Source organism: Kitasatospora sp. NPDC056181, from assembly GCF_042266225.1.
GTDB lineage: Bacteria > Actinomycetota > Actinomycetes > Streptomycetales > Streptomycetaceae > Kitasatospora.
Genome location: NZ_JBHJUK010000005.1, coordinates 11,629 through 29,134 on the forward strand (window position 1 = coordinate 11,629; position 17,506 = coordinate 29,134).

The 17,506-nt window shown below is 74.5% G+C and carries 20 protein-coding genes; 7 read left to right on the forward strand and 13 right to left on the reverse strand.

Going from position 1 to position 17,506, the window contains the following annotated elements; all coding sequences use genetic code 11:
- Positions 1-155: 155 nt before the first annotated feature.
- The 4 genes from ACFC1F_RS03755 to sigE form a co-directional block, all read right to left on the reverse strand.
- Entirely contained in the window at positions 156-830 is a 675-nt protein-coding gene (locus tag ACFC1F_RS03755; protein ID WP_376155426.1) for a hypothetical protein, read from the reverse strand.
- A 230-nt stretch (positions 831-1,060) separates the two neighbouring features.
- Positions 1,061-1,510 (reverse strand): sec-independent translocase, encoded by a 450-nt coding sequence (locus tag ACFC1F_RS03760; RefSeq protein WP_376155428.1) that lies wholly within the window; start codon positions 1,508-1,510, stop codon positions 1,061-1,063.
- Between the two features lie 149 nt (positions 1,511-1,659).
- Positions 1,660-2,673 carry an anti-sigma factor family protein gene (locus tag ACFC1F_RS03765; RefSeq protein WP_376155430.1) on the reverse strand — a complete coding sequence of 338 codons (1,014 nt, stop codon included), beginning with the start codon at positions 2,671-2,673 and terminating at the stop codon, positions 1,660-1,662.
- Positions 2,670-3,404: an RNA polymerase sigma factor SigE gene (gene sigE / locus ACFC1F_RS03770; protein ID WP_374105975.1), complete on the reverse strand. Its 735-nt coding sequence runs from the start codon at positions 3,402-3,404 to the stop codon at positions 2,670-2,672. The genes ACFC1F_RS03765 and sigE overlap by 4 nt, the downstream gene beginning before the upstream one ends.
- Before the next feature lie 354 nt (positions 3,405-3,758).
- Here sigE and ACFC1F_RS03775 point away from each other — a divergent pair, with 354 nt between their 5' ends.
- Positions 3,759-4,367: an O-methyltransferase gene (locus ACFC1F_RS03775; RefSeq protein ID WP_241002579.1), complete on the forward strand. Its 609-nt coding sequence runs from the start codon at positions 3,759-3,761 to the stop codon at positions 4,365-4,367.
- Positions 4,368-4,559: 192 nt separating this feature from the next.
- Here ACFC1F_RS03775 and ACFC1F_RS03780 read toward each other — a convergent pair whose 3' ends face one another.
- Positions 4,560-4,727, reverse strand: a complete 168-nt coding sequence (locus ACFC1F_RS03780) for a DUF3117 domain-containing protein (protein ID WP_014137929.1) — start codon at positions 4,725-4,727, stop codon at positions 4,560-4,562.
- A 297-nt stretch (positions 4,728-5,024) separates the two neighbouring features.
- Between ACFC1F_RS03780 and ACFC1F_RS03785 the strand changes: the two genes are divergently transcribed.
- Entirely contained in the window at positions 5,025-5,825 is an 801-nt protein-coding gene (locus ACFC1F_RS03785) for an enoyl-CoA hydratase-related protein (protein ID WP_209411151.1), read from the forward strand.
- 69 nt (positions 5,826-5,894) lie between these two features.
- Here the strand turns inward: ACFC1F_RS03785 and ACFC1F_RS03790 are convergent, their stop codons facing one another.
- Positions 5,895-6,512 carry a DNA-3-methyladenine glycosylase I gene (locus tag ACFC1F_RS03790; protein WP_376155432.1) on the reverse strand — a complete coding sequence of 206 codons (618 nt, stop codon included), beginning with the start codon at positions 6,510-6,512 and terminating at the stop codon, positions 5,895-5,897.
- The gene (locus ACFC1F_RS03795; protein WP_209411149.1) at positions 6,509-6,928 is read right to left on the reverse strand and encodes a DivIVA domain-containing protein; all 420 of its coding nucleotides are present in this window, start codon (positions 6,926-6,928) and stop codon (positions 6,509-6,511) included. Before ACFC1F_RS03795 ends, ACFC1F_RS03790 begins: the two co-directional genes overlap by 4 nt.
- Positions 6,929-7,105: 177 nt before the next feature.
- On the opposite strand from ACFC1F_RS03795, the gene folP reads away from it, so the two are divergent.
- Entirely contained in the window at positions 7,106-7,918 is an 813-nt protein-coding gene (gene folP / locus ACFC1F_RS03800; protein ID WP_162002536.1) for a dihydropteroate synthase, read from the forward strand.
- Positions 7,919-7,943: 25 nt separating this feature from the next.
- Here the strand turns inward: folP and ACFC1F_RS03805 are convergent, their stop codons facing one another.
- Positions 7,944-8,753, reverse strand: coding sequence for a TIGR00730 family Rossman fold protein (locus ACFC1F_RS03805; RefSeq protein WP_148643051.1), 810 nt, complete (start codon positions 8,751-8,753; stop codon positions 7,944-7,946).
- 111 nt (positions 8,754-8,864) lie between these two features.
- Positions 8,865-9,938 (reverse strand): succinyl-diaminopimelate desuccinylase, encoded by a 1,074-nt coding sequence (gene dapE / locus ACFC1F_RS03810; RefSeq protein WP_376155435.1) that lies wholly within the window; start codon positions 9,936-9,938, stop codon positions 8,865-8,867.
- A gap of 162 nt (positions 9,939-10,100) precedes the next feature.
- Here dapE and ACFC1F_RS03815 point away from each other — a divergent pair, with 162 nt between their 5' ends.
- Together ACFC1F_RS03815 and ACFC1F_RS03820 are read left to right on the forward strand one after the other, a co-directional pair.
- Positions 10,101-11,135: a hypothetical protein gene (locus ACFC1F_RS03815; protein WP_148643053.1), complete on the forward strand. Its 1,035-nt coding sequence runs from the start codon at positions 10,101-10,103 to the stop codon at positions 11,133-11,135.
- Between the two features lie 427 nt (positions 11,136-11,562).
- Positions 11,563-12,357 (forward strand): hypothetical protein, encoded by a 795-nt coding sequence (locus ACFC1F_RS03820; protein WP_376155436.1) that lies wholly within the window; start codon positions 11,563-11,565, stop codon positions 12,355-12,357.
- A gap of 69 nt (positions 12,358-12,426) precedes the next feature.
- Here ACFC1F_RS03820 and dapC read toward each other — a convergent pair whose 3' ends face one another.
- Both dapC and fdxA read right to left on the reverse strand, forming a co-directional pair.
- Complete coding sequence (dapC, locus tag ACFC1F_RS03825) at positions 12,427-13,572, reverse strand: succinyldiaminopimelate transaminase (protein WP_376155438.1); 1,146 nt, start codon at positions 13,570-13,572, stop codon at positions 12,427-12,429.
- A 20-nt stretch (positions 13,573-13,592) separates the two neighbouring features.
- A complete protein-coding gene (gene fdxA, locus ACFC1F_RS03830; RefSeq protein ID WP_030061559.1) occupies positions 13,593-13,919 on the reverse strand; it encodes a ferredoxin in 327 nt (108 codons plus the stop codon).
- Between the two features lie 132 nt (positions 13,920-14,051).
- On the opposite strand from fdxA, the gene ACFC1F_RS03835 reads away from it, so the two are divergent.
- Both ACFC1F_RS03835 and ACFC1F_RS03840 read left to right on the forward strand, forming a co-directional pair.
- Positions 14,052-15,071, forward strand: a complete 1,020-nt coding sequence (locus ACFC1F_RS03835; RefSeq protein ID WP_376155440.1) for a GNAT family N-acetyltransferase — start codon at positions 14,052-14,054, stop codon at positions 15,069-15,071.
- A 108-nt stretch (positions 15,072-15,179) separates the two neighbouring features.
- Complete coding sequence (locus tag ACFC1F_RS03840; protein WP_376155441.1) at positions 15,180-16,052, forward strand: transglutaminase family protein; 873 nt, start codon at positions 15,180-15,182, stop codon at positions 16,050-16,052.
- Positions 16,053-16,167: 115 nt separating this feature from the next.
- On the opposite strand, the gene ACFC1F_RS03845 is transcribed toward ACFC1F_RS03840, so the two are convergent.
- Together ACFC1F_RS03845 and ACFC1F_RS03850 are read right to left on the reverse strand one after the other, a co-directional pair.
- Positions 16,168-16,803 (reverse strand): response regulator transcription factor, encoded by a 636-nt coding sequence (locus ACFC1F_RS03845; RefSeq protein WP_148643057.1) that lies wholly within the window; start codon positions 16,801-16,803, stop codon positions 16,168-16,170.
- A gap of 83 nt (positions 16,804-16,886) precedes the next feature.
- Positions 16,887-17,399 (reverse strand): hypothetical protein, encoded by a 513-nt coding sequence (locus tag ACFC1F_RS03850; protein ID WP_376155443.1) that lies wholly within the window; start codon positions 17,397-17,399, stop codon positions 16,887-16,889.
- Positions 17,400-17,506 lie beyond the last annotated feature (107 nt).

The window sequence follows — 17,506 nt, forward strand, 5'->3', positions numbered from 1 at the left end:
TCAACCTGTTGCGGGGGCTCGTTTTTGTTTATAAGCTTCAGACCCCTGCCCCGGCCGATCGGGGCTCGGGGGCGGTGGGTGGAGAACCGTCCGGCCCGTCGCGCCGTTGGGGGCCGATCCCGGGGCCGATCCCGGGGCCGGCGTGGGGGCCGCTCTCAGGGGCGGGTGTAGCCGCTGAGGTCGGGGACGGTCGAGAAGCCCGCTCCGTAGGCGCTGACGCCGCGCCCGTAGGCGCCGAGCAGGACGCCGGGGGCCTCGCCGGCGAGCACCCAGCCGTACTCCGACTCGCGGTAGCGGAAGGGCTGCGGCAGGCCGTTCACCGGCAGGCTGAGGGTGGACCAGCCGGGGCCCGCCAGGTCGTCGGCGAGGTCCCAGGCGAGCGCGGACTGCTGGTCGAGCCAGTCCTGGCGCAGCGCGCGGTCCAGCTGGCCGGGCCAGGTCGAGGCGAGCAGGCCGGAGCCGGCCAGCCAGGCCGCGGAGGAGGCGGACGTCGCCTCCAGGGTGCCGGTGTTGTCGGCGCTGCGGCGGCTCTCCCGGCGGGCGACCGTGACGACGACGGCGAACCTGCGCACGTCGCGCGGCTCGTACTGCCTGGCCGGCTCCTCGCCGTGGCCGAGCGTGCCGTAGTCGACGCTGCCGCCCGCGCCGGCCCGCGGGCCCCCGGCGCCGGCCTGCATCAGGTAGCGACGGCCGGTCCAGCCGTCGTCCAGGCCGTACCAGGGGAAGTCCGCCGACAGGTAGGGCACCAGCGGGTCCGCCGGGCCGGCCTGGCCGCCGACCACCCGGCCACCGGCCGTGGCCGTCCCCACCGCATGACTCGTCGCGTCCATCCCCGGGCCTCCTCAACCTACGTATCCCTGCCGCAGCGCGCTCCCATCGTGGCGTACCGCGACGTCTCCGCCGTGCGTCTTCGGTCCACAGGGGACCGGAAGTGACCGACGGCACAGCGGGGACAATCAGCACAATAGCGGCGCGAACGCCACCGCCCCGCTCAGCCGTGCGGCCGGGCGGGGCGATGGTGTCGCCGGAGAGGAGGCCCGGCGGACGGCCGGGTGACGGCTCAGGTGGCGTCGGGGTCGAACGGGGGGCGCTCGCCGGGCTGGAGCGGAGCGCCCGCGGAGGCGGCCGCCGGGGCCGCGGCGGAGGCCTTGTCCATGCTGACCGTGCCGGTGCGGCCGTGGCCGTTCACCGTGGCGGCGGGCTTGTCGTCCAGCACCGAGCGGATGTCGAGGCCGTCCCGCATCTCCTTGAGGCCCAGCGGGTCCTCGTTGCCGCCCATGAGCTGCTTGCGGACGAAGGTCTTGGGGTGGAGGTCCTCGAACTCGAAGTCCTTGAACTCGGGGCCCAGCTCGCTGCGGATGTCCTCCTTCGCGGTGTCGGCGAAGGACCGGATCTTGTGGATGAAGCCCATGGTGTCCTGGATCAGCTTCGGCAACTTGTCCGGACCGAAGATCACGATGGCCATGATGACCAGGGTCAGGACCTCCATTCCGCCTACGTCGCTGAACACCTAAGCTCCCTCAGCTCGTCGGACAACGGTTCCTAACAGCGTAATGGCCACCGGCGGTTTCGCGGCCCACAGTGTGATGAAGCCGCGGTGAAGAGCCGCCGATGGCCGTGGCCGGGGCGCCGGGGCGCGCTCCGGGTGTACGGGAACCGCTAACGGCTCTCGTGGTGCAGACCGGCCAGACCGGAGCTGGGGGTGCGGTCCGGCCCGGGGAGCGGCTGCGCGCTGCGGGTGGCCGCCACCGGGCGGACCGGGAAGTCCACCGGGATCTGCGCGGTCATCGGGACCAGCCCGCCGCTGCGGCCGGTGCCGCCGGGCGGGCTGACCGTGGTGCCGTGCTGGTCCTCGCTCTGCGCGGTGAAGCCGCCGACCCCGCCGAGCGTCACCGCGGCGACCGAGAAGGCACCCGCGGCGGCGAAGACGAAGCGGCGCCCGCGCGGCGGGGCCTGCCGGACCACGGCGGGGCCCGCGGCGGCCGCGGCCGGACCGGTGTGGGCAGAGGCCTCGGGGCGGGCGGCCCGCCTCCCCATCAGCGGGCGCAGCACCGAGCCGCCGCGCCCGAACGCCCTCGGGTCGATCCCCGGAACCGGCGCGTCGGCGCCGAGCGCGCCCGCGCCGAAGGAGGCGCCGGCGCCGCGGCCGAAGGAGCCGCCGTTCAGCCGGCTGCCGCCGAGCGTGCCCCCGGCCGCGGGGAGGCCGCCGCCGGGCAGGTCGTCGTCGTCCCGGCGCGGCCGGTCGGCCGCCGGGGAACGGTCACCCGGGAGGTCGTCCGGGAGCGCTCCGACGGCCATCAGCCGGGCCATCAGGCCGGAGGACGGGCCGGGGGTGTCGGTACGGGTCAGCAGGTGCTTGACCGCGCGGCCCTCGTCGGCCTCGGCGAGGCACTGCGGACAGGTCGCCAGGTGGGCCTGGACGCGGTCGCGCGAGTCGTGGCCGAGCTCGCCGTCGACGAAGGCGGAGAGCCGCTCCCCGAGGTGGTGCTCCTCGACGGGCTCGGCGGGCCGGACGGCCACCGCGCGCAGCGCGGGCTCACCCGGCAGTGCGGCGGCCGGCGGCACGGGGGCGTCGGTGCCGTCCTGGCCGCGGCGGCCCAGCTGGGGCCAGCCGCTCCGGCGGCCGGTGGGCCTGCCGGTCGCGTCCGGCCCCGGCCGGCCGGTTCCGCTCACGATCGCCTCCGCCCGCGCCCGCCCGGCGCTGCGGGGGCCTCCCCCGCGACGGCGCCCACCGGCACCGGCTCCTCGGAGCCGCCCCGGCGCTCACGGCCGGGGGCCGCGCCGGGGGCGCGGTGCTTGAGCGCGGCACGCAGGTGCGAGCGGCCGCGGTGGATCCGGCTGCGGACGGTGCCGAGCTTGACGCCGAGCGTGGCCGCGATCTCCTCGTAGGAGAGGCCCTCGATGTCGCAGAGCACCACGGCCGCGCGGAACTCGGGGGCCAGGGTGTCCAGCGCCTGCTGGACGTCGGCGTCGAAGTGGGTGTCGCTGAAGTGCTGGGCCGGGCTGGGCTCGCGGCTGGCCAGGCGCTCCGCGGCGTCCTCGCCGAGCGCGTCGAAGCGGATGCGCTGGCGGCGGCGGACCATGTCCAGGAAGAGGTTGGTGGTGATCCGGTGCAACCAGCCCTCGAACGTGCCGGGGGTGTAGGTCGACAGCGAACGGAACACCCGGACGAAGACCTCCTGGGTGAGGTCCTCGGCGTCGTGCTGGTTGCCCGTCAGGCGGTACGCGAGGCGGTAGACGCGGGCGCTGTGGGCCTCGACGATCTCCTCCCACGTGGGCGGAGTCCAGGTCTGCGCGTCGGGACCCTCGGCGAAGCTCGCGAGGGCGGCGGGGGCCTCGGTGGTACCGGCGGCCGGCGTCGCGGCGGCCGGCTGGTCCAGGGGGGAGTGCGCAGGCTGGTTCATCACGGGCTTCGGCGTACGGACCGACGTGGTGCTGCGGACGTGCCGCCGCACGGGGACGTCGCCCTCGGCCACACCTCCTCGGTCGGCTCTTCTGCCCAGCAGGGCCACCACCATATCCACCTCACCCGTCAAGCCCGGATAAATGTGCCCGGGGCCGTCAAGCCGGATCACGGGCCGGGGGCGTCGGCTCGCCCGGTCCCTGTCCCACCCAACGGCCCGCCGCCGTACGCGGTTCCCGCCCGGCCAGTAATCTGTGGCAGGAAATATCGACATCCGCTTCGACATCCGCTCCGCGCCGGGCCACCGCCCGGGGCTCCGAAAGAGGCAGCCATCAGCGAGTTCGGGCCCGCCCGCGTGGCCCTCGCCGACACCTATGTCGGCGAGGATGCGGTGCTGACGTACGCCCGGGCACAGTCCGCGCGGACCGGCATCAAGGCGATCGGACCGAGCGGCGGGGCCTGTCTGCGCCTGCTGGCCGCCGCGCTGGACGCCAAGGCGGTGGCCGAGATCGGCACCGGCACGGGCGTCTCCGGGGTCTACCTGCTGCGCGGGATGCGGCCGGACGGCGTGCTCACCACCGTCGACTCCGAACCGGTCCGCCAGCAGCTGGCCCGGGAGGCCTACCAGGCGGCCGGGTTCGCGGCCAACCGGTCGCGGTTCATACCGGGCCGGGCGCTGGAGGTGCTGCCCCGGCTCGCGGACGGCCAGTACGACCTGGTGTTCTGCGACGGGGACCCGGCGGAGTCCCGGGAGTACCTGTCGGAGTCGATGCGGCTGCTGCGGCCGGGCGGCATGGTCTGCTTCGAGGGCGTCTTCCAGGAGGGCCGGCTGGCCGAGCCCGAGCTCCAGGACCCGCAGACCCACGCGGTGCGGGACCTCGTGCGGGACGTCCGGGAGAGCGAGTCGTTGCTGCCGGCGCTGCTGCCGGTCTCCGACGGGCTGCTCTGCGCGGTGAAGCGCTAGAGCCCGGGCCGTCCGGCGGTCCGCGCTGGTCCGGCCGGTCCGGCCGGTCCGGCCACGGCCCGGGTCGCGCAGGCCCGGGTTCCTTGCAGGCCCAGTTCCTTGCAGGCCGGGAACCACAGAGCCCGGGCCGACGAATTCGTCGTACCCGGGCCCGGCAGCACATCTCAAGGAGATGGCGAGCACCCGCTGCGGTCAGCCGCAGGCCTTCTTGAGGGCCTCGCCGAGGGCGTCGGCCTCGTCAGGCGTGAGCTCCACCACAAGGCGTCCGCCGCCTTCGAGCGGAACGCGCATGATGATGCCCCGCCCCTCTTTGGTGACTTCGAGCGGGCCGTCACCCGTCCGCGGCTTCATGGCCGCCATGCTCGTTCCCCTTCCTGCAACCGCTCAGCTACGCACCGGCAGTCCGTCCACCGCCGGTATCGAACGCATTGATCGGAAGCCATTATCCCGCATGCCACGGCCTGATGACCAACATCACTCTCGGTGCAACCAGGGCCGGACCGGCCCCAAGCGGCACATTTCCCGCCATAAGCCCCGGCGCGGCGCCGGTCCGTACGTCACCGGAAGGTGCGATACCTCACACTCCCCACCCGGCCGCGTGCTCCGGCATCCTGACACAGGACCGACCCGTGACGATCACAAGGGAGCCCCTCGCCCATGTCCGATTCCGTGCTGTACGAGCTCGACGGCGGCCTGGCCGTCATCACCATCAACCGTCCCGAGGCGATGAACGCCCTGGACGTCGCGACCAAGGTGGCGCTGCGGGACACCGTGACCGCCGCGGCCGACGACCCGGCGGTGCGGGCGGTGCTGCTGACCGGGGCCGGCGAACGGGCCTTCTGCGTCGGGCAGGACCTCAAGGAGCACCTCGGGCTGCTGAAGCGCGCCGAGGAGACCGGCGAGGGCGCGCTGAAGACCGTCGCCGAGCACTACAACCCGCTGATGCGGGCGCTGGCCGGGATGCGCAAGCCGACCGTGGCGGCCGTCGGCGGCGTGGCCGCGGGCGCGGGCGCCTCGCTGGCCTTCGCCTGCGACTTCCGGATCATCTCGGACACGGCCGGCTTCAACACCGCCTTCGCCGGGATCGCGCTGACCGCCGACTCGGGCGCCTCCTGGACGCTGCCCCGGCTGGTCGGGCACGCCAAGGCGACCGAGCTGCTGATGCTGCCGCGCACGGTGAAGGCCACCGAGGCGATGGAGCTGGGCCTGGCCACCAAGGTCGTCCCGGCCGCCGAGCTGGCCGCCACCGCGCGGGTCTTCGCCAAGGAGCTGGCCGACGGCCCGACGGTGGCGCTCGGCGCGATCAAGGAGTCGCTGGCGTACGGCGCCTCGCACTCGCTGGACGAGCTGCTCGACAAGGAGGACGAGCTCCAGACCATGGCGGGCGAGAGCGAGGACCACCGGATCGCGGTCCGCGCGTTCATCGCCAAGGAGAAGCCGAAGTACCTGGGCCGATAGGGCTCCGGGGCTTCAGGACTCCGGGGCCTCAGGACTCCGGGCCCTCCGGCCCCTCGGGACTCCGGGCCGTCAGGACTTCCGGGACTCCCCGGCGCCCCGGCGGCCGTCGACGGCCTGGCGGACGTGGCAGTCCGCCAGGTGGTCGTCGACCAGGCCGCAGGCCTGCATCAGCGCGTACGCGGTGGTCGGGCCGACGAAGCGGAAGCCGGCCTTCTTGAGCGCCTTCGCCAGGGCCGTCGACTCGGGCGTCACGGCCGGCACCTCGTCCAGCGTGCGGGGGGCCGGCCGGTCCGGGTCGCCGGCGTACTGCCAGATCAACGCGTCCAGGCCGCCGTCGAGTTCGAGGGCGACCCTGGCGTTGGCCACGGCCGCCTCGATCTTGGCGCGGTTGCGGATGATGCCGGTGTCGCCGAGCAGCCGCTCGACGTCCGCCGGGCCGAACTCGGCGACCTTGGCGATCTCGAAGCCTGCGAACGCGGCGCGGAAGCCCTCGCGGCGGCGCAGGATGGTGAGCCAGGACAGCCCGGACTGGAAGGCCTCCAGGCAGACCCGCTCGAACAGCGCGTCGTCGCCGTGCACCGGGCGGCCCCACTCGGTGTCGTGGTAGACCCGGTAGTCGTCCGTCGAGTCGCCCCAGGCGCAGCGGCGCAGCCCGTCCGGGCCGACCGGGGCGCCGTCCGCGGTCACTGGTCCGCCGCCGGCTTCACGTCCTCGGGCTGCTTGGTGAGGTTCGCGGGCTCGACCACCTTGGCGAACTCCTCCAGGCCGGGGAGCGGTTCGGCGCCGGAGTCCGGGCCGCCGGTCGCCTCGACGGCGCCGCGCACCGCCGCGACGGCCTCCAGCTCCGCGATCCGGGCGTCCCGGTAAGCGAGTTCGGCGCCCAGGCGGTCGAGGACGTCGTCCACCTCGTCCATCCGGTAGCCGCGGACGGCCATCGGCAGCCTGATGCCGTCCACGTCGTCCTGGCTCAGCGGACGGTCCTGCGGAAGCCTGGCGGCGATCCGGTCCTGTACCGCCTCCGGCAGCGAGCCGCCCCCGCCGAGCGCCACCAGCGCGGCGCCGCCGACCACCACGGCCATGGCCACCACGATCACCCAGAACACGTGCTGTCCTCCCGAAATTTCCGGTCGGCCCCCGGTACGGGTGCCCGTCTGTCCGATCATGACAGCATGGTTCCCGAGAGGCCGGGGGCCATCATCGCACCCGCAGCAGCTGTGGAGGAGACATCGGTGGCACTGCGCCTGGGACCACGGGAATTCGGTGACGACGAGCTGGTGATCATGGCGATCGTCAACCGTACGCCCGACTCGTTCTTCGACAAGGGGGCCACCTTCGCCGACGAGGCCGCGTTCGCCGCCGCCGACCGTGCGGTGGCCGAGGGCGCCGCGATCCTCGACATCGGCGGGGTGAAGGCCGGGCCGGGCGACGAGGTGACGGTCGAGGAGGAGCTGCGCCGCACCGTGCCCTTCGTGGCGGAGCTGCGCAAGCGCCACCCGGAGGCCGTGATCAGCGTGGACACCTGGCGGCACGAGGTCGGCGAGGCTGTCTGCGAGGCCGGTGCGGACCTGCTGAACGACGCCTGGGGCGGGGTGGACCCGAAGCTCGCCGAGGTGGCCGCCCGTCACGACGTCGGCCTGGTCTGCACCCACGCGGGCGGTGCCGAGCCGCGTACCCGCCCGCACCGGGTCGGCTACGAGGACGTGATGGCGGACATCCTGCGGGTGACGGTCGGGCTGGCCGAGCGCGCGGTGGAGCTGGGCGTGCGGCGGGACGCGGTGATCATCGACCCGGGGCACGACTTCGGCAAGAACACCCGGCACTCGCTGGAGGCGACCCGGCGGCTGCCGGAGATGACCGCGACCGGGTTCCCGGTGCTGGTCTCGCTCTCCAACAAGGACTTCGTCGGCGAGACGCTGGACAAGCCGGTGAACGAGCGGCTGCTCGGCACCCTGGCCACCACCGCCGTCTCCGCCTGGCTGGGCGCGCAGGTCTACCGGGTGCACCAGGTGGCGCAGACCCGGCAGGTGCTGGACATGGTCGCCTCGATCCGGGGCACCCGCCCCCCGGCGGTGGCCCGCCGGGGGCTGGCGTGACGCCCTGGGCGGTGCCAGGGCGTCCCTAGATCTCGTTCACCGGCCGGCGGGCGTCGGCGAGGATCTTCATGACCTCGTCGATGTCGTCGGTGATGTGGAACAGCTCCAGGTCGTGCGGGGCCGCCTTGCCCTGCGCGACCAGCGTGTTCTTCAGCCAGTCGACCAGGCCGCCCCAGTACTCGCTGCCGAACAGGATCACCGGGAACCGGGTGACCTTCTTCGTCTGGACCAGGGTCAGCGCCTCGAACAGCTCGTCCAGCGTGCCGAGGCCGCCGGGCAGCACCACGAAGCCCTGCGCGTACTTCACGAACATCGTCTTGCGGACGAAGAAGTAACGGAAGTTCAGCCCGAGGTCGACGAACTCGTTGAGTCCCTGCTCGAAGGGCAGCTCGATGCCGAGGCCGACGCTCAGGCCGCCGGCGTCCGAGGCGCCGCGGTTGGCCGCCTCCATCGCCCCGGGACCGCCGCCGGTGATCACCGCGTAGCCGGCCTCGGCCAGTGCCCGGCCGATGGCCACGCCGGCCGCGTACTCGGGCGAGTCGACCGCCGTCCGGGCCGAGCCGAAGACGCTGATCGCGGGCGGGAGTTCGGCGAGCGCGCCGAAGCCCTCGACGAACTCGGAGGTGATCCGCAGGACCCGCCACGGATCGGTGTGGAGCCAGTCGGTCGGGCCCGTGGTGTCCAGCAGGCGCTGGTCCGTCGTGCTCTCGCCGACCTGGTCCCGGCGCACCAGCACCGGGCCCTTCTGCTTCTCGGGCCATGCCTTCTTCGGGCGCGGCTCGCCCACCCGCTCGGGACCGTGACCGTAGTGCTTTTCGTCTCCAGTGCCTGTCATGACGAAACCCTACGCCCGTTGATCCCGGTTTTCAGGCAACGGTGGAAGGTCGGTTGGGCGACCGGAAGATGGCGTTCAGCTGCCGCTCCTCCGGTCCGCCCGTCGGACCGGTCAGCTGGTCAGCCAGGCGCGGAGCCGGTCCTCGGTCTCGGCGATGGCCGTGAGCGAGCAGTGCTCCTCGCGCTTGTGCGCCAGGTTCGGGTCGCCGGGGCCGTAGTTGACCGCGGGGACGCCGAGCGCGCTGAACCGGGCGACGTCGGTCCAGCCGAACTTGGCCCGGGCGACGCCCCCGGTCGCAGCCAGGAAGGCCTGCGCGGCGGGCTGGGCGAGGCCGGGCAGCGCCCCCGGCGCGGAGTCGGTGACGACCACCTCGAAGCCGTCGAAGACCTCGCGGACGTGCTTCTCGGCGTCCGCCTCGCTGCGGTCCGGCGCGTAGCGGAAGTTGACCGTCACCACGCACTCGTCGGGGATCACGTTGCCGGCCACGCCGCCGTCGATGCGCACGGCGTTGAGGCCCTCGCGGTACTCCAGGCCGTCGATCTCCACCCGGCGGGGCTCGTACGCCGCGAGCCGGGTGAGCACCTCGGCGGCGTGGTGGATGGCGTTGTCGCCGAGCCAGCTGCGGGCCGCGTGGGCGCGCACGCCGGTCAGCCGGACCTGCACCCGCAGGGTGCCCTGGCAGCCGCCCTCGACGGTGGCGCCGCTGGGCTCCATCAGCACGGCGAAGTCGGCGGCCAGCCAGTCCGGGTGTTCCTTGGCCAGGTGGCCGAGGCCGTTGCGGTGGGCCTCCACCTCCTCGCAGTCGTAGAAGACGTAGGTGAGGTCCCGGTTGGGCTCGGGCAGGGTCGCGGCCAGCCGGAGCTGGACGGCGACGCCGGACTTCATGTCGGAGGTGCCGCAGCCGTAGAGCAGGTCGCCCTCGACGTAGGACGGCACGTTGTCGGCGATCGGCACGGTGTCCAGGTGGCCGGCGAGCAGGACGCGTTCGGCGCGGCCCAGGTTCGTCCGGGCGACGACGTTGTTGCCGTACCGGTCGACGGTGAGGTGCGGGTAGGCCCGCAGGGCGGTCTCCACGGCGTCGGCGAGCGCCTGCTCGTCGCCGCTGACCGACGGGAAGTCGACGAGCCGGGCGGTCAGCGCGCCGCCGTCGAGGGTGAGGTCCAGGGGCGTCTTCGGGCTGCTCATGGTCGTCCAGCCTAGTCCCGCGGGCGGTGGCGGCCGTGAACCGCGGGCGGGTGGGGCGGTGGCCGCGGACGGCGCCGCCGCGAATCCGAGAACCGCGGGCGCCGCACATCCGTCCGAGTGGGTACGGTGTCGGAGCAGAAAGCACGGTGGAGAGGGGCGGCGGTGGCCAGGAAGAGGAGCGGCGGGCAGGGCGGCGACACGACGCCCGGGCGGCGCCGCAGGCCGCTGCGCGCGGTGCTGATCGGGCTGGTGGTGCTCGCGGTCGTCGCCGTGGGCCTGTTCTGGCTGCGCGACCAGAAGCTGCTGACGCCCGAGGGCTGCAGGGTGAAGACGGCGGCCGGCGAGGGCACGCTCGAAGTCCCGCAGGCGGCCAACGCGGCGACGATCGCCGCCGTGGCCCACGCCCGCGGCCTCCCGGACCGGGCGGTGACCATCTCGCTGGCGACCGCGATGCAGGAGTCCAAGATCCGCAACCTGACCGGCGGCGACCGGGACTCGGTCGGCCTGTTCCAGCAGCGGCCCTCGCAGGGCTGGGGCACCGCGCAGCAGATCAGCGACCCGGTCTACGCGACCAACAAGTTCCTGGACGGCCTGGTCAAGGTCCCCGGCTACACCCGGCTGCCGCTGACCGACGCGGCCCAGCAGGTGCAGAAGAGCGGCTACCCGCAGGCGTACGCCAAGCACGAGACCAAGGCGACCCTGCTGGCCTCCGCGCTGACCGGCCGCGAGGCGGCCTCGCTCAACTGCGTGGTGCACGACTTCGCCGAGCCGGACCCGGACGACACCGCCTCGGCGGCCGCGTCCGCATCGGCCGTTCCCGCCGCCGCGGCCTCCGCCACCCCGGCCGGCCGGCCGGACCGGGCGCAGGTGCTCAGCGACCGGGTGCGCCGCGAGTTCGGCCGCACGGTGTCGCCGGCCACCGGCTACTCCTCCTCCATCAAGGGCGCCGAGAGCGCCGTCTCACTCACCCCGGACCCGGCCGCCAGCACCGACGCCGGCCCGGACGCCGAGCGCGAGAACGGCTGGGCGGTGGCGCACTGGGCGGTGGCGCAGGCGCAGCAGCTGGGCATCGAGACGGTCGCGTACGACGGGAAGATCTGGCGCAAGGCCAAGTCCGAGGACGGCTGGAAGCCGCAGCCGACCGGCACCTCGACCAAGCTGGTGCTGGTCTCGCTGGCGGGACCGGCGAAGGCGTAGCCGCGCCGGCGGCGGGAGCGCTGCGCCCGTCCGCGGCGAGGGCGTGGCGCCCGTCCACGAGGGGCGTGGCGCCCGTCCGCGAGGGGCGTGGCGGCAAGAGCAGGACACCCGTCCGTGAGGGCGCGGGGACGGGTGCCGTCACGCGCTGACGCACTGGTGTCCGGGTTGCCGCCGGACGGGTGATTCGGGTCAACCCCGGTGGACGGCGGATCGGTTGCGGCGGCCCGGGGTGCAGAACCGTCTCTGCCTTGGCCCGCCGTGCGCGCACCCCCGCCGCCGGGCCGGCCGGCACCCCCGGCATCAGGCATACCATCCGATCGTCGGCCTGTTCTTTTCCTTGCTCCGGCCGAAACCTTCTGGCTTCTGAAGCGGTAATACCCTCGTCCGCCCGGCGGACGGGACGGACCCAGACCCTTCGAGGAGCCCCATGTCTCACCCCCTCACGCGCCGGATCGCCCAGGCCGCGCTGCTCGTGGCGGCCGGCGCGACCCCGCTGGTCGCGGCCGGCTCCGCGTCCGCCGCCGACGCCCTGCTGCCCAAGTCCGACCTGGCCGCCCCGCTGGGCCAGCTGACCAGCACCGACGCGGGTTCCACCCTGCAGCACACCACCCACGAGCTGGGCCGGGCCGCCGGGAACACCGGCGCCGCGACCGTCGCCGCGGGCGTGCCGGCCGCCTCCGACGCCACCGGCAACATCGTCGCCCACCAGCTCCCCGAGGCCAACGAGAAGGCCGGTTCGCTCACCGCCCCGGTCGACAAGACGGCCGCCACCACCGGCGAGCTCTCCGCCATCACCCCGAAGGTCGCCTCCGCGCTGGCCGGCAAGGTCGGCGACGCCGTCACCGGCGGCCACGGCGCGGCCGGCCGCAGCGCCGGGGCCGGTGCCAACCCGGTCGGCGGGCTCTCGCAGACCGCCGGTCTGACCCAGGGCCTGCCCGGCACGGGCGCGCTCACCGGTGCCGTCCCCGGCGCCAACGCCGTCACCGACGCGCTGCCGCTCGGCGCGCTGGGCCGGGCGCTGCCGGCCGAGGCCACGTCCGCCCTGCCCGGCGCCGACGTGCTGGGCCTGGCCGAGCACGGCTCGGCCAACCGCCTCGGCGGCGCCGACCTCGGCCCGAACTCCCCGCTGGCCGGCCTCTCCCCGATCACCGGCCTGCTCGGCGGCCTCGGCGGTCTCGGCGGTCTCGGCGGCGGTGGCCTCGGCGGCCTGCCGATCGGCTGATCCCCGTCCCGACGCGAAAGGGGGCCGGCGTCCCGTCCCGGACGCCGGCCCCCTTCGTCGTGCCCGCGGTCAGGCGCGCAGCCGCTCCACGGCGGCCGCGACCCGCTCGTCGGTCGCGGTGAACGCGACCCGCACGAACCGCTCACCGGCCGGCCCGTAGAAGTCGCCGGGCGCCACCAGGATGCCCAGCCCGGCCAGTTCGGCCACCGTCTCCCAGCACGGCCGGTCCTGGGTCGCCCACAGGTACAGGCTCGCCTCCGAGTGCTCCACCCGGAAGCCGTACGCCTCCAGCGCGGCCCGCAGCGCCGAGCGCCGGGCCGCGTACCGCCCGCGCTGCTCGGCCACGTGCGCGTCGTCCGCGAGCGCCGCGACCGTCGCCGCCTGGACCGGCGCCGGGACGATCATGCCGCCGTGCTTGCGCACCTCCAGCAGCTCCCCGACCACCACCGGGTCGCCCGCCACGAAGGAGGCGCGGTAGCCGGCCAGGTTGGAGCGCTTGGAGAGCGAGTGCACGGCCAGCAGGCCCTCGTGGCCGTCGCCGCAGACGTCCGGGTGCAGGACGGAGGCCGGGTCGGCCTCCCAGCCCAGCTCCAGGTAGCACTCGTCGCTGACCAGCAGCACCCGGTGCTCCCGGGCCCACTCCACGGCGCGGCGCAGCTCGTCCTTGCCGAGCACCCGGCCGGTCGGGTTGGACGGCGAGTTGACCCAGAGCAGGCGCACCCGCGAGCCGTCCAGCTCGTCCACCGAGTCGTACTCGACCGGCTCGGCGCCGCAGAGCCGCGCGCCCACCTCGTAGGTCGGGTAGGCCAGGCGCGGGTAGGCGACCTGGTCGCCCGGGCCGAGGCCGAGCTGGGTCGGCAGCCAGGCCACCAGCTCCTTGGAGCCGACCGTCGGCAGGACCGCCTCGGGGCCGATTTCGGCACCGACCCGGCGGCGCAGCCAGCCGGCGATCGCCTCGCGCAGCTCGACCGGTCCCCAGACCGTCGGATAGCCGGGCGTGTCGGTCGCGGCGGCCAGCGCCTTCTGGACCACCTCGGGGACCGGGTCCACCGGGGTGCCCACCGAGAAGTCGCAGAGGCCGCCGGGGTGGGCGAGCGCGGTCCGCTTGTACGGCTCCAGCTTGTCCCAGGGGAAGACCGGCAGGAGGTCGGAAACGCGGCGCGCCGCCCCCGGGTGGCCCGGGAACGGCGCGTGCGTGCTGTCGTTGGTGCTCACAGCTCTGTTGCCACCGATCGTCAGTGGTCGGCGTTCTGCGGCGGCAGAGCGGCGATGAACGGGTGGTCACGCTCGATCAGGCCGAGCTTCGAGGCACCACCGGGCGAACCGAGGTCGTCGAAGAACTCGACGTTCGCCTTGTAGTAGTCCTTCCACTCCTCCGGAGTGTCGTCCTCGTAGAAGATCGCCTCGACCGGGCAGACCGGCTCGCAAGCGCCACAGTCGACACACTCATCCGGGTGGATGTAGAGCGATCGCTCGCCCTCGTAGATGCAGTCAACCGGGCACTCTTCGATGCACGCCTTGTCCTTGACGTCGACACAAGGCTGCGCGATGACGTAGGTCACGCTGTCGTTCCTCCTCGGAAGGGCCCTTGCGGCCCGTTCTGTTCTGCTCGCGTGCGCGGGTGAGCGCGGCGTCGTCGATGCCCGCCCCTAGTATCGCGGGTCGGAGACCGCAAATGCACAGGAGGTGCCCACATGGCGGCTGGCGGACCGGTTCAGGACCGTCCCGAGGTCCGGATAGACCGCGCTGACGTGGGACGACGGGTTTCCGTCCGGCGTGTCGCGGAGATCGCGGACGATCGGCCGGTGTTCCGCGATGTGATCGGCGTTCTCACATCCTGGGACGATCGTGGGCTGACGGTCGCCCCGCGCAGCGGTGCCCCGGTCTCCTTCGACGAGAACCTGCTGGTCGCGGGCAAGGTGGTGCCGCTCTTCCCGGCCCGGCGGGCCCCGCTGCCGGCCGCCACGCCGGCCGAACTCCAGCGGATCGCCGCCCGCGGGTGGCCCGCCGTCGAGCAGGAGTCGCTCGGCGCGTGGACGCTGCGCGCCTCGGCCGGGTTCACCCGGCGGGCCAACTCCGTCCAGACGCTCGGCGACCCCGGACTGCCGCTCGGCGCGGCGCTCGCCGCCGTGCAGGACTGGTACGCGGCGCGCGGGCTGCCGGCCTGGGTCGAGGTCAGCGCCCCCGGCTCGCCCGAGGGGCTGCGGGCCCAACTGGACCGGCTGGGCGCGGCGTACTCGCCGACCCTGGTGCGGGTCGCCGGGCTGGCGCCGCTGGCCCGGCAGGGATCCCGTCCCGCGCTGGACCGCGTCCGGCTCGCACGCACGGCGGGCACCGAATGGATGTCGCTGTACCGGCGGGTGACCGACGACCCTGCGGTGGAGGAGGCGGCCGGGCGGGTGGTCCACGGCGGCCCGTCGGTCTGGTTCGCCACCGTGCCCGGCGAGCCCGGGCAGCCGCCGCTGGCCATCGGACGCTGCGTCATCGACGGCCCGTGGGCCGGCTTCGGCGCGGTCGAGGTCGCCCCGTACGCCCGCCGGGCCGGCCTGGCCTCCGCGGTGATGGCGGTGCTCGCGGCCCGCGCCGCCGAGGAGGGCGCCACCGGTGCGTACCTCCAGGTCGAGGCCGAGAACGACGCTGCGATCGCGCTCTATGACGGACTTGGCTTCACGACCAGTCACACTTACCACTACGCACGCCTTCCCCGGGGGTAGAACGCTCCCGGGGCCGTCCGCCCGCCCGTACCGCCTGTACGCCCGTACGCCCGTCTGTTGTCCGCCCGTCTGTTGTCCGCCCGTCGTACGAAAGCCGTCGCAGCCACCGTGACCGAGCAGAGCAGAGCACGCTTCCGGACCGAGGCCCGGGCCGAGCATCCCGATCCGGTGCTGCTCTGCCTGCTCGCCGCCGCCGAGCACAGCCCGGCCCCGGACCCCGACGACCCCTCGGACCCGCCCACCCTGGAGGCCCTGCTGGCCGCCTGCGAGGCGGCGTTCGAACGGCATGCCGCCGCCGTCCGGCAGGCCGTCGCCGAGCGCGCGCCGGCCGGGCCGGAGGAGACCGCGGCGCTGCTGGCCGCCGTCCTGGGCGGGCGCGAGCGGTTCCACGGGCGGCAGTCCGACTACCGGAGGCTGGAGTCCTCGCTGCTCCCGGAGGTGCTGCGGCGCCGCCGCGGGCTGCCGATCACGCTCTCGCTGGTGTGGACGGCCGTCGCCCGGCGGGCCGGGCTGACCGTCCACGGCGTGGCCCTGCCCGGTCACTTCATCGTCGCGGTCGGCGGCCCGGGCGGCGAGGCGGAGTACGTCTTCGCCGACCCGTTCCACGGCGGGCGGCTGCTCGACCTGGACGACGTGGCCGCCCTGGTCGGCCGGACCGGCCACCGGTTCACCACCGAACTGCTCACCCCCGCGCAGCCGTTGGACATCGTCCACCGGGTGCTCGGCAACATCCGGGCCTGGGCCGCCGACCGCCCCGAGCACGCCCGCACCCAGCTCTGGGCCACCGAGCTCGCCCTGCTCCTCCCCCGTCACCCGGCGCAGCTCCGCCTGGAACGGGCCGAGCTGCTGGTCCGCACCGGCGACTTCCTCGCCGGCTCGGCCGAGATGGACGCGTACGCGGAGATCCTGGACGCCTTCGATCCGGACACCGCCTCCCGCGTCCGCCTGGACGCCCGGGCGGCCCGGCACCGGTTGAACTAGCGCCCGTCCCCGGACTCCCGTCGTCCGCCCGGAGGCGGGCGGGAGTCCGGGAACGGGCAGGAGTCCGGGAACGGGCCCCACGGCCCGGCCCCGCGGCCGACCCTTCCGCCCTGCCCTACAGCCAGCCCTTCTCGCGGGCGATCCGGACCGCCTCGGTGCGGTTGCGGGCCTCGGTCTTCTGGATCGCCATCGACAGGTAGTTGCGCACCGTCCCCTCGGAGAGGTGCAGCCGCTTGGCGATGTCCGCGTTCACCGCACCGTCGGCGGCGGCCGCCAGCACGTCCCGCTCGCGGGCGGTCAGCGGGTTGGCCCCCTCCGCGAGCGCGGCGGCGGCCAGCACCGGGTCGATCACCCGCTCGCCGCGCAGCACCCGGCGGATCGCCTCGGCCAGCTCGGACGCCGGGGCGTCCTTCACCAGGAAGGCGTCCGCGCCGGACTCCATCGCCCGCCGCAGGTAGCCGGGCCGGCCGAAGGTGGTCGCGATCACCACCTTGGTCTGCGGCCGCTCCTTCCGCAGCGCCGCCGCCGCGTCGATGCCGGTCATCCCGGGCATCTCGATGTCCAGCACCGCGACCTGCACGTCGTTGGCGATCGCCGCCGCCACCACCTCGTCGCCCCGGCCCACCTGCGCGACGACGTCGATGTCCCCCTCCAGCCCGAGCAGCGCGGCCAGCGCCTCCCGGACCATGCCCTGGTCCTCCGCCAGCAGTACGCGGACGGAGGGGGCGGCACCGCTCTGAATCTCACTCATGGGAGCCGACCCTAGAGCCTGCCCGACGGGGCCTCGGCAGCGCACGGGCGGGCCGGTGCCGCGCCACCGCTACGGCAGGTCGGTCACAGCCTGAAGAGCACACCGCGCCAGGTCCATCCCGCACCGAGGACCGCCTCCTGCAGCAGGCCCTTCATCTCCCCGGTGTCGAAGCGGGACACCTCCGTCGCCTGCAGGCGGCCGTCGGCCCCGCGGTCGACCTTCCAGTCCCGCGAGACCGTGGTCACCCGCCCTCGGGAGTACTCGCGCGACGACGCCGGCCTCGGCGTGTCCCCGACCCAGGTGACCTCCTGCTGCTCGTCGAGGGCACGGACCTCGTGGCCGGCCGGGACCAGCCGCATCCGGGTCGTGACGGTCCGGGCCGGCTGGGTCCGGGCGAAGAAGGTGCGCCAGGCGGGATCCCGGATCCGCCACTCCGCCACCAGGTCGGCGCCCTCGGAGGCGGTGCCGTTCCGGACCACGAAGGGCACGTCGGGCCCGTTGAGCCCGAGCAGCGCCGCCCGGACGTCCTCGGCGGAACGCGGGGCGACACCGCCGCCGGGGTGCCTGGTACCGGTCAATGCGTCGAAGAGTCCCATCGGGTCAGCCTAGGGACGTCCGGCCACCCGGGACAAGATCGCTACCGGACCGGCGGCGGACGGGGGGTGCCCGGGTCCGCCCCACCGACCGGCCGGCGCAGGCCCGG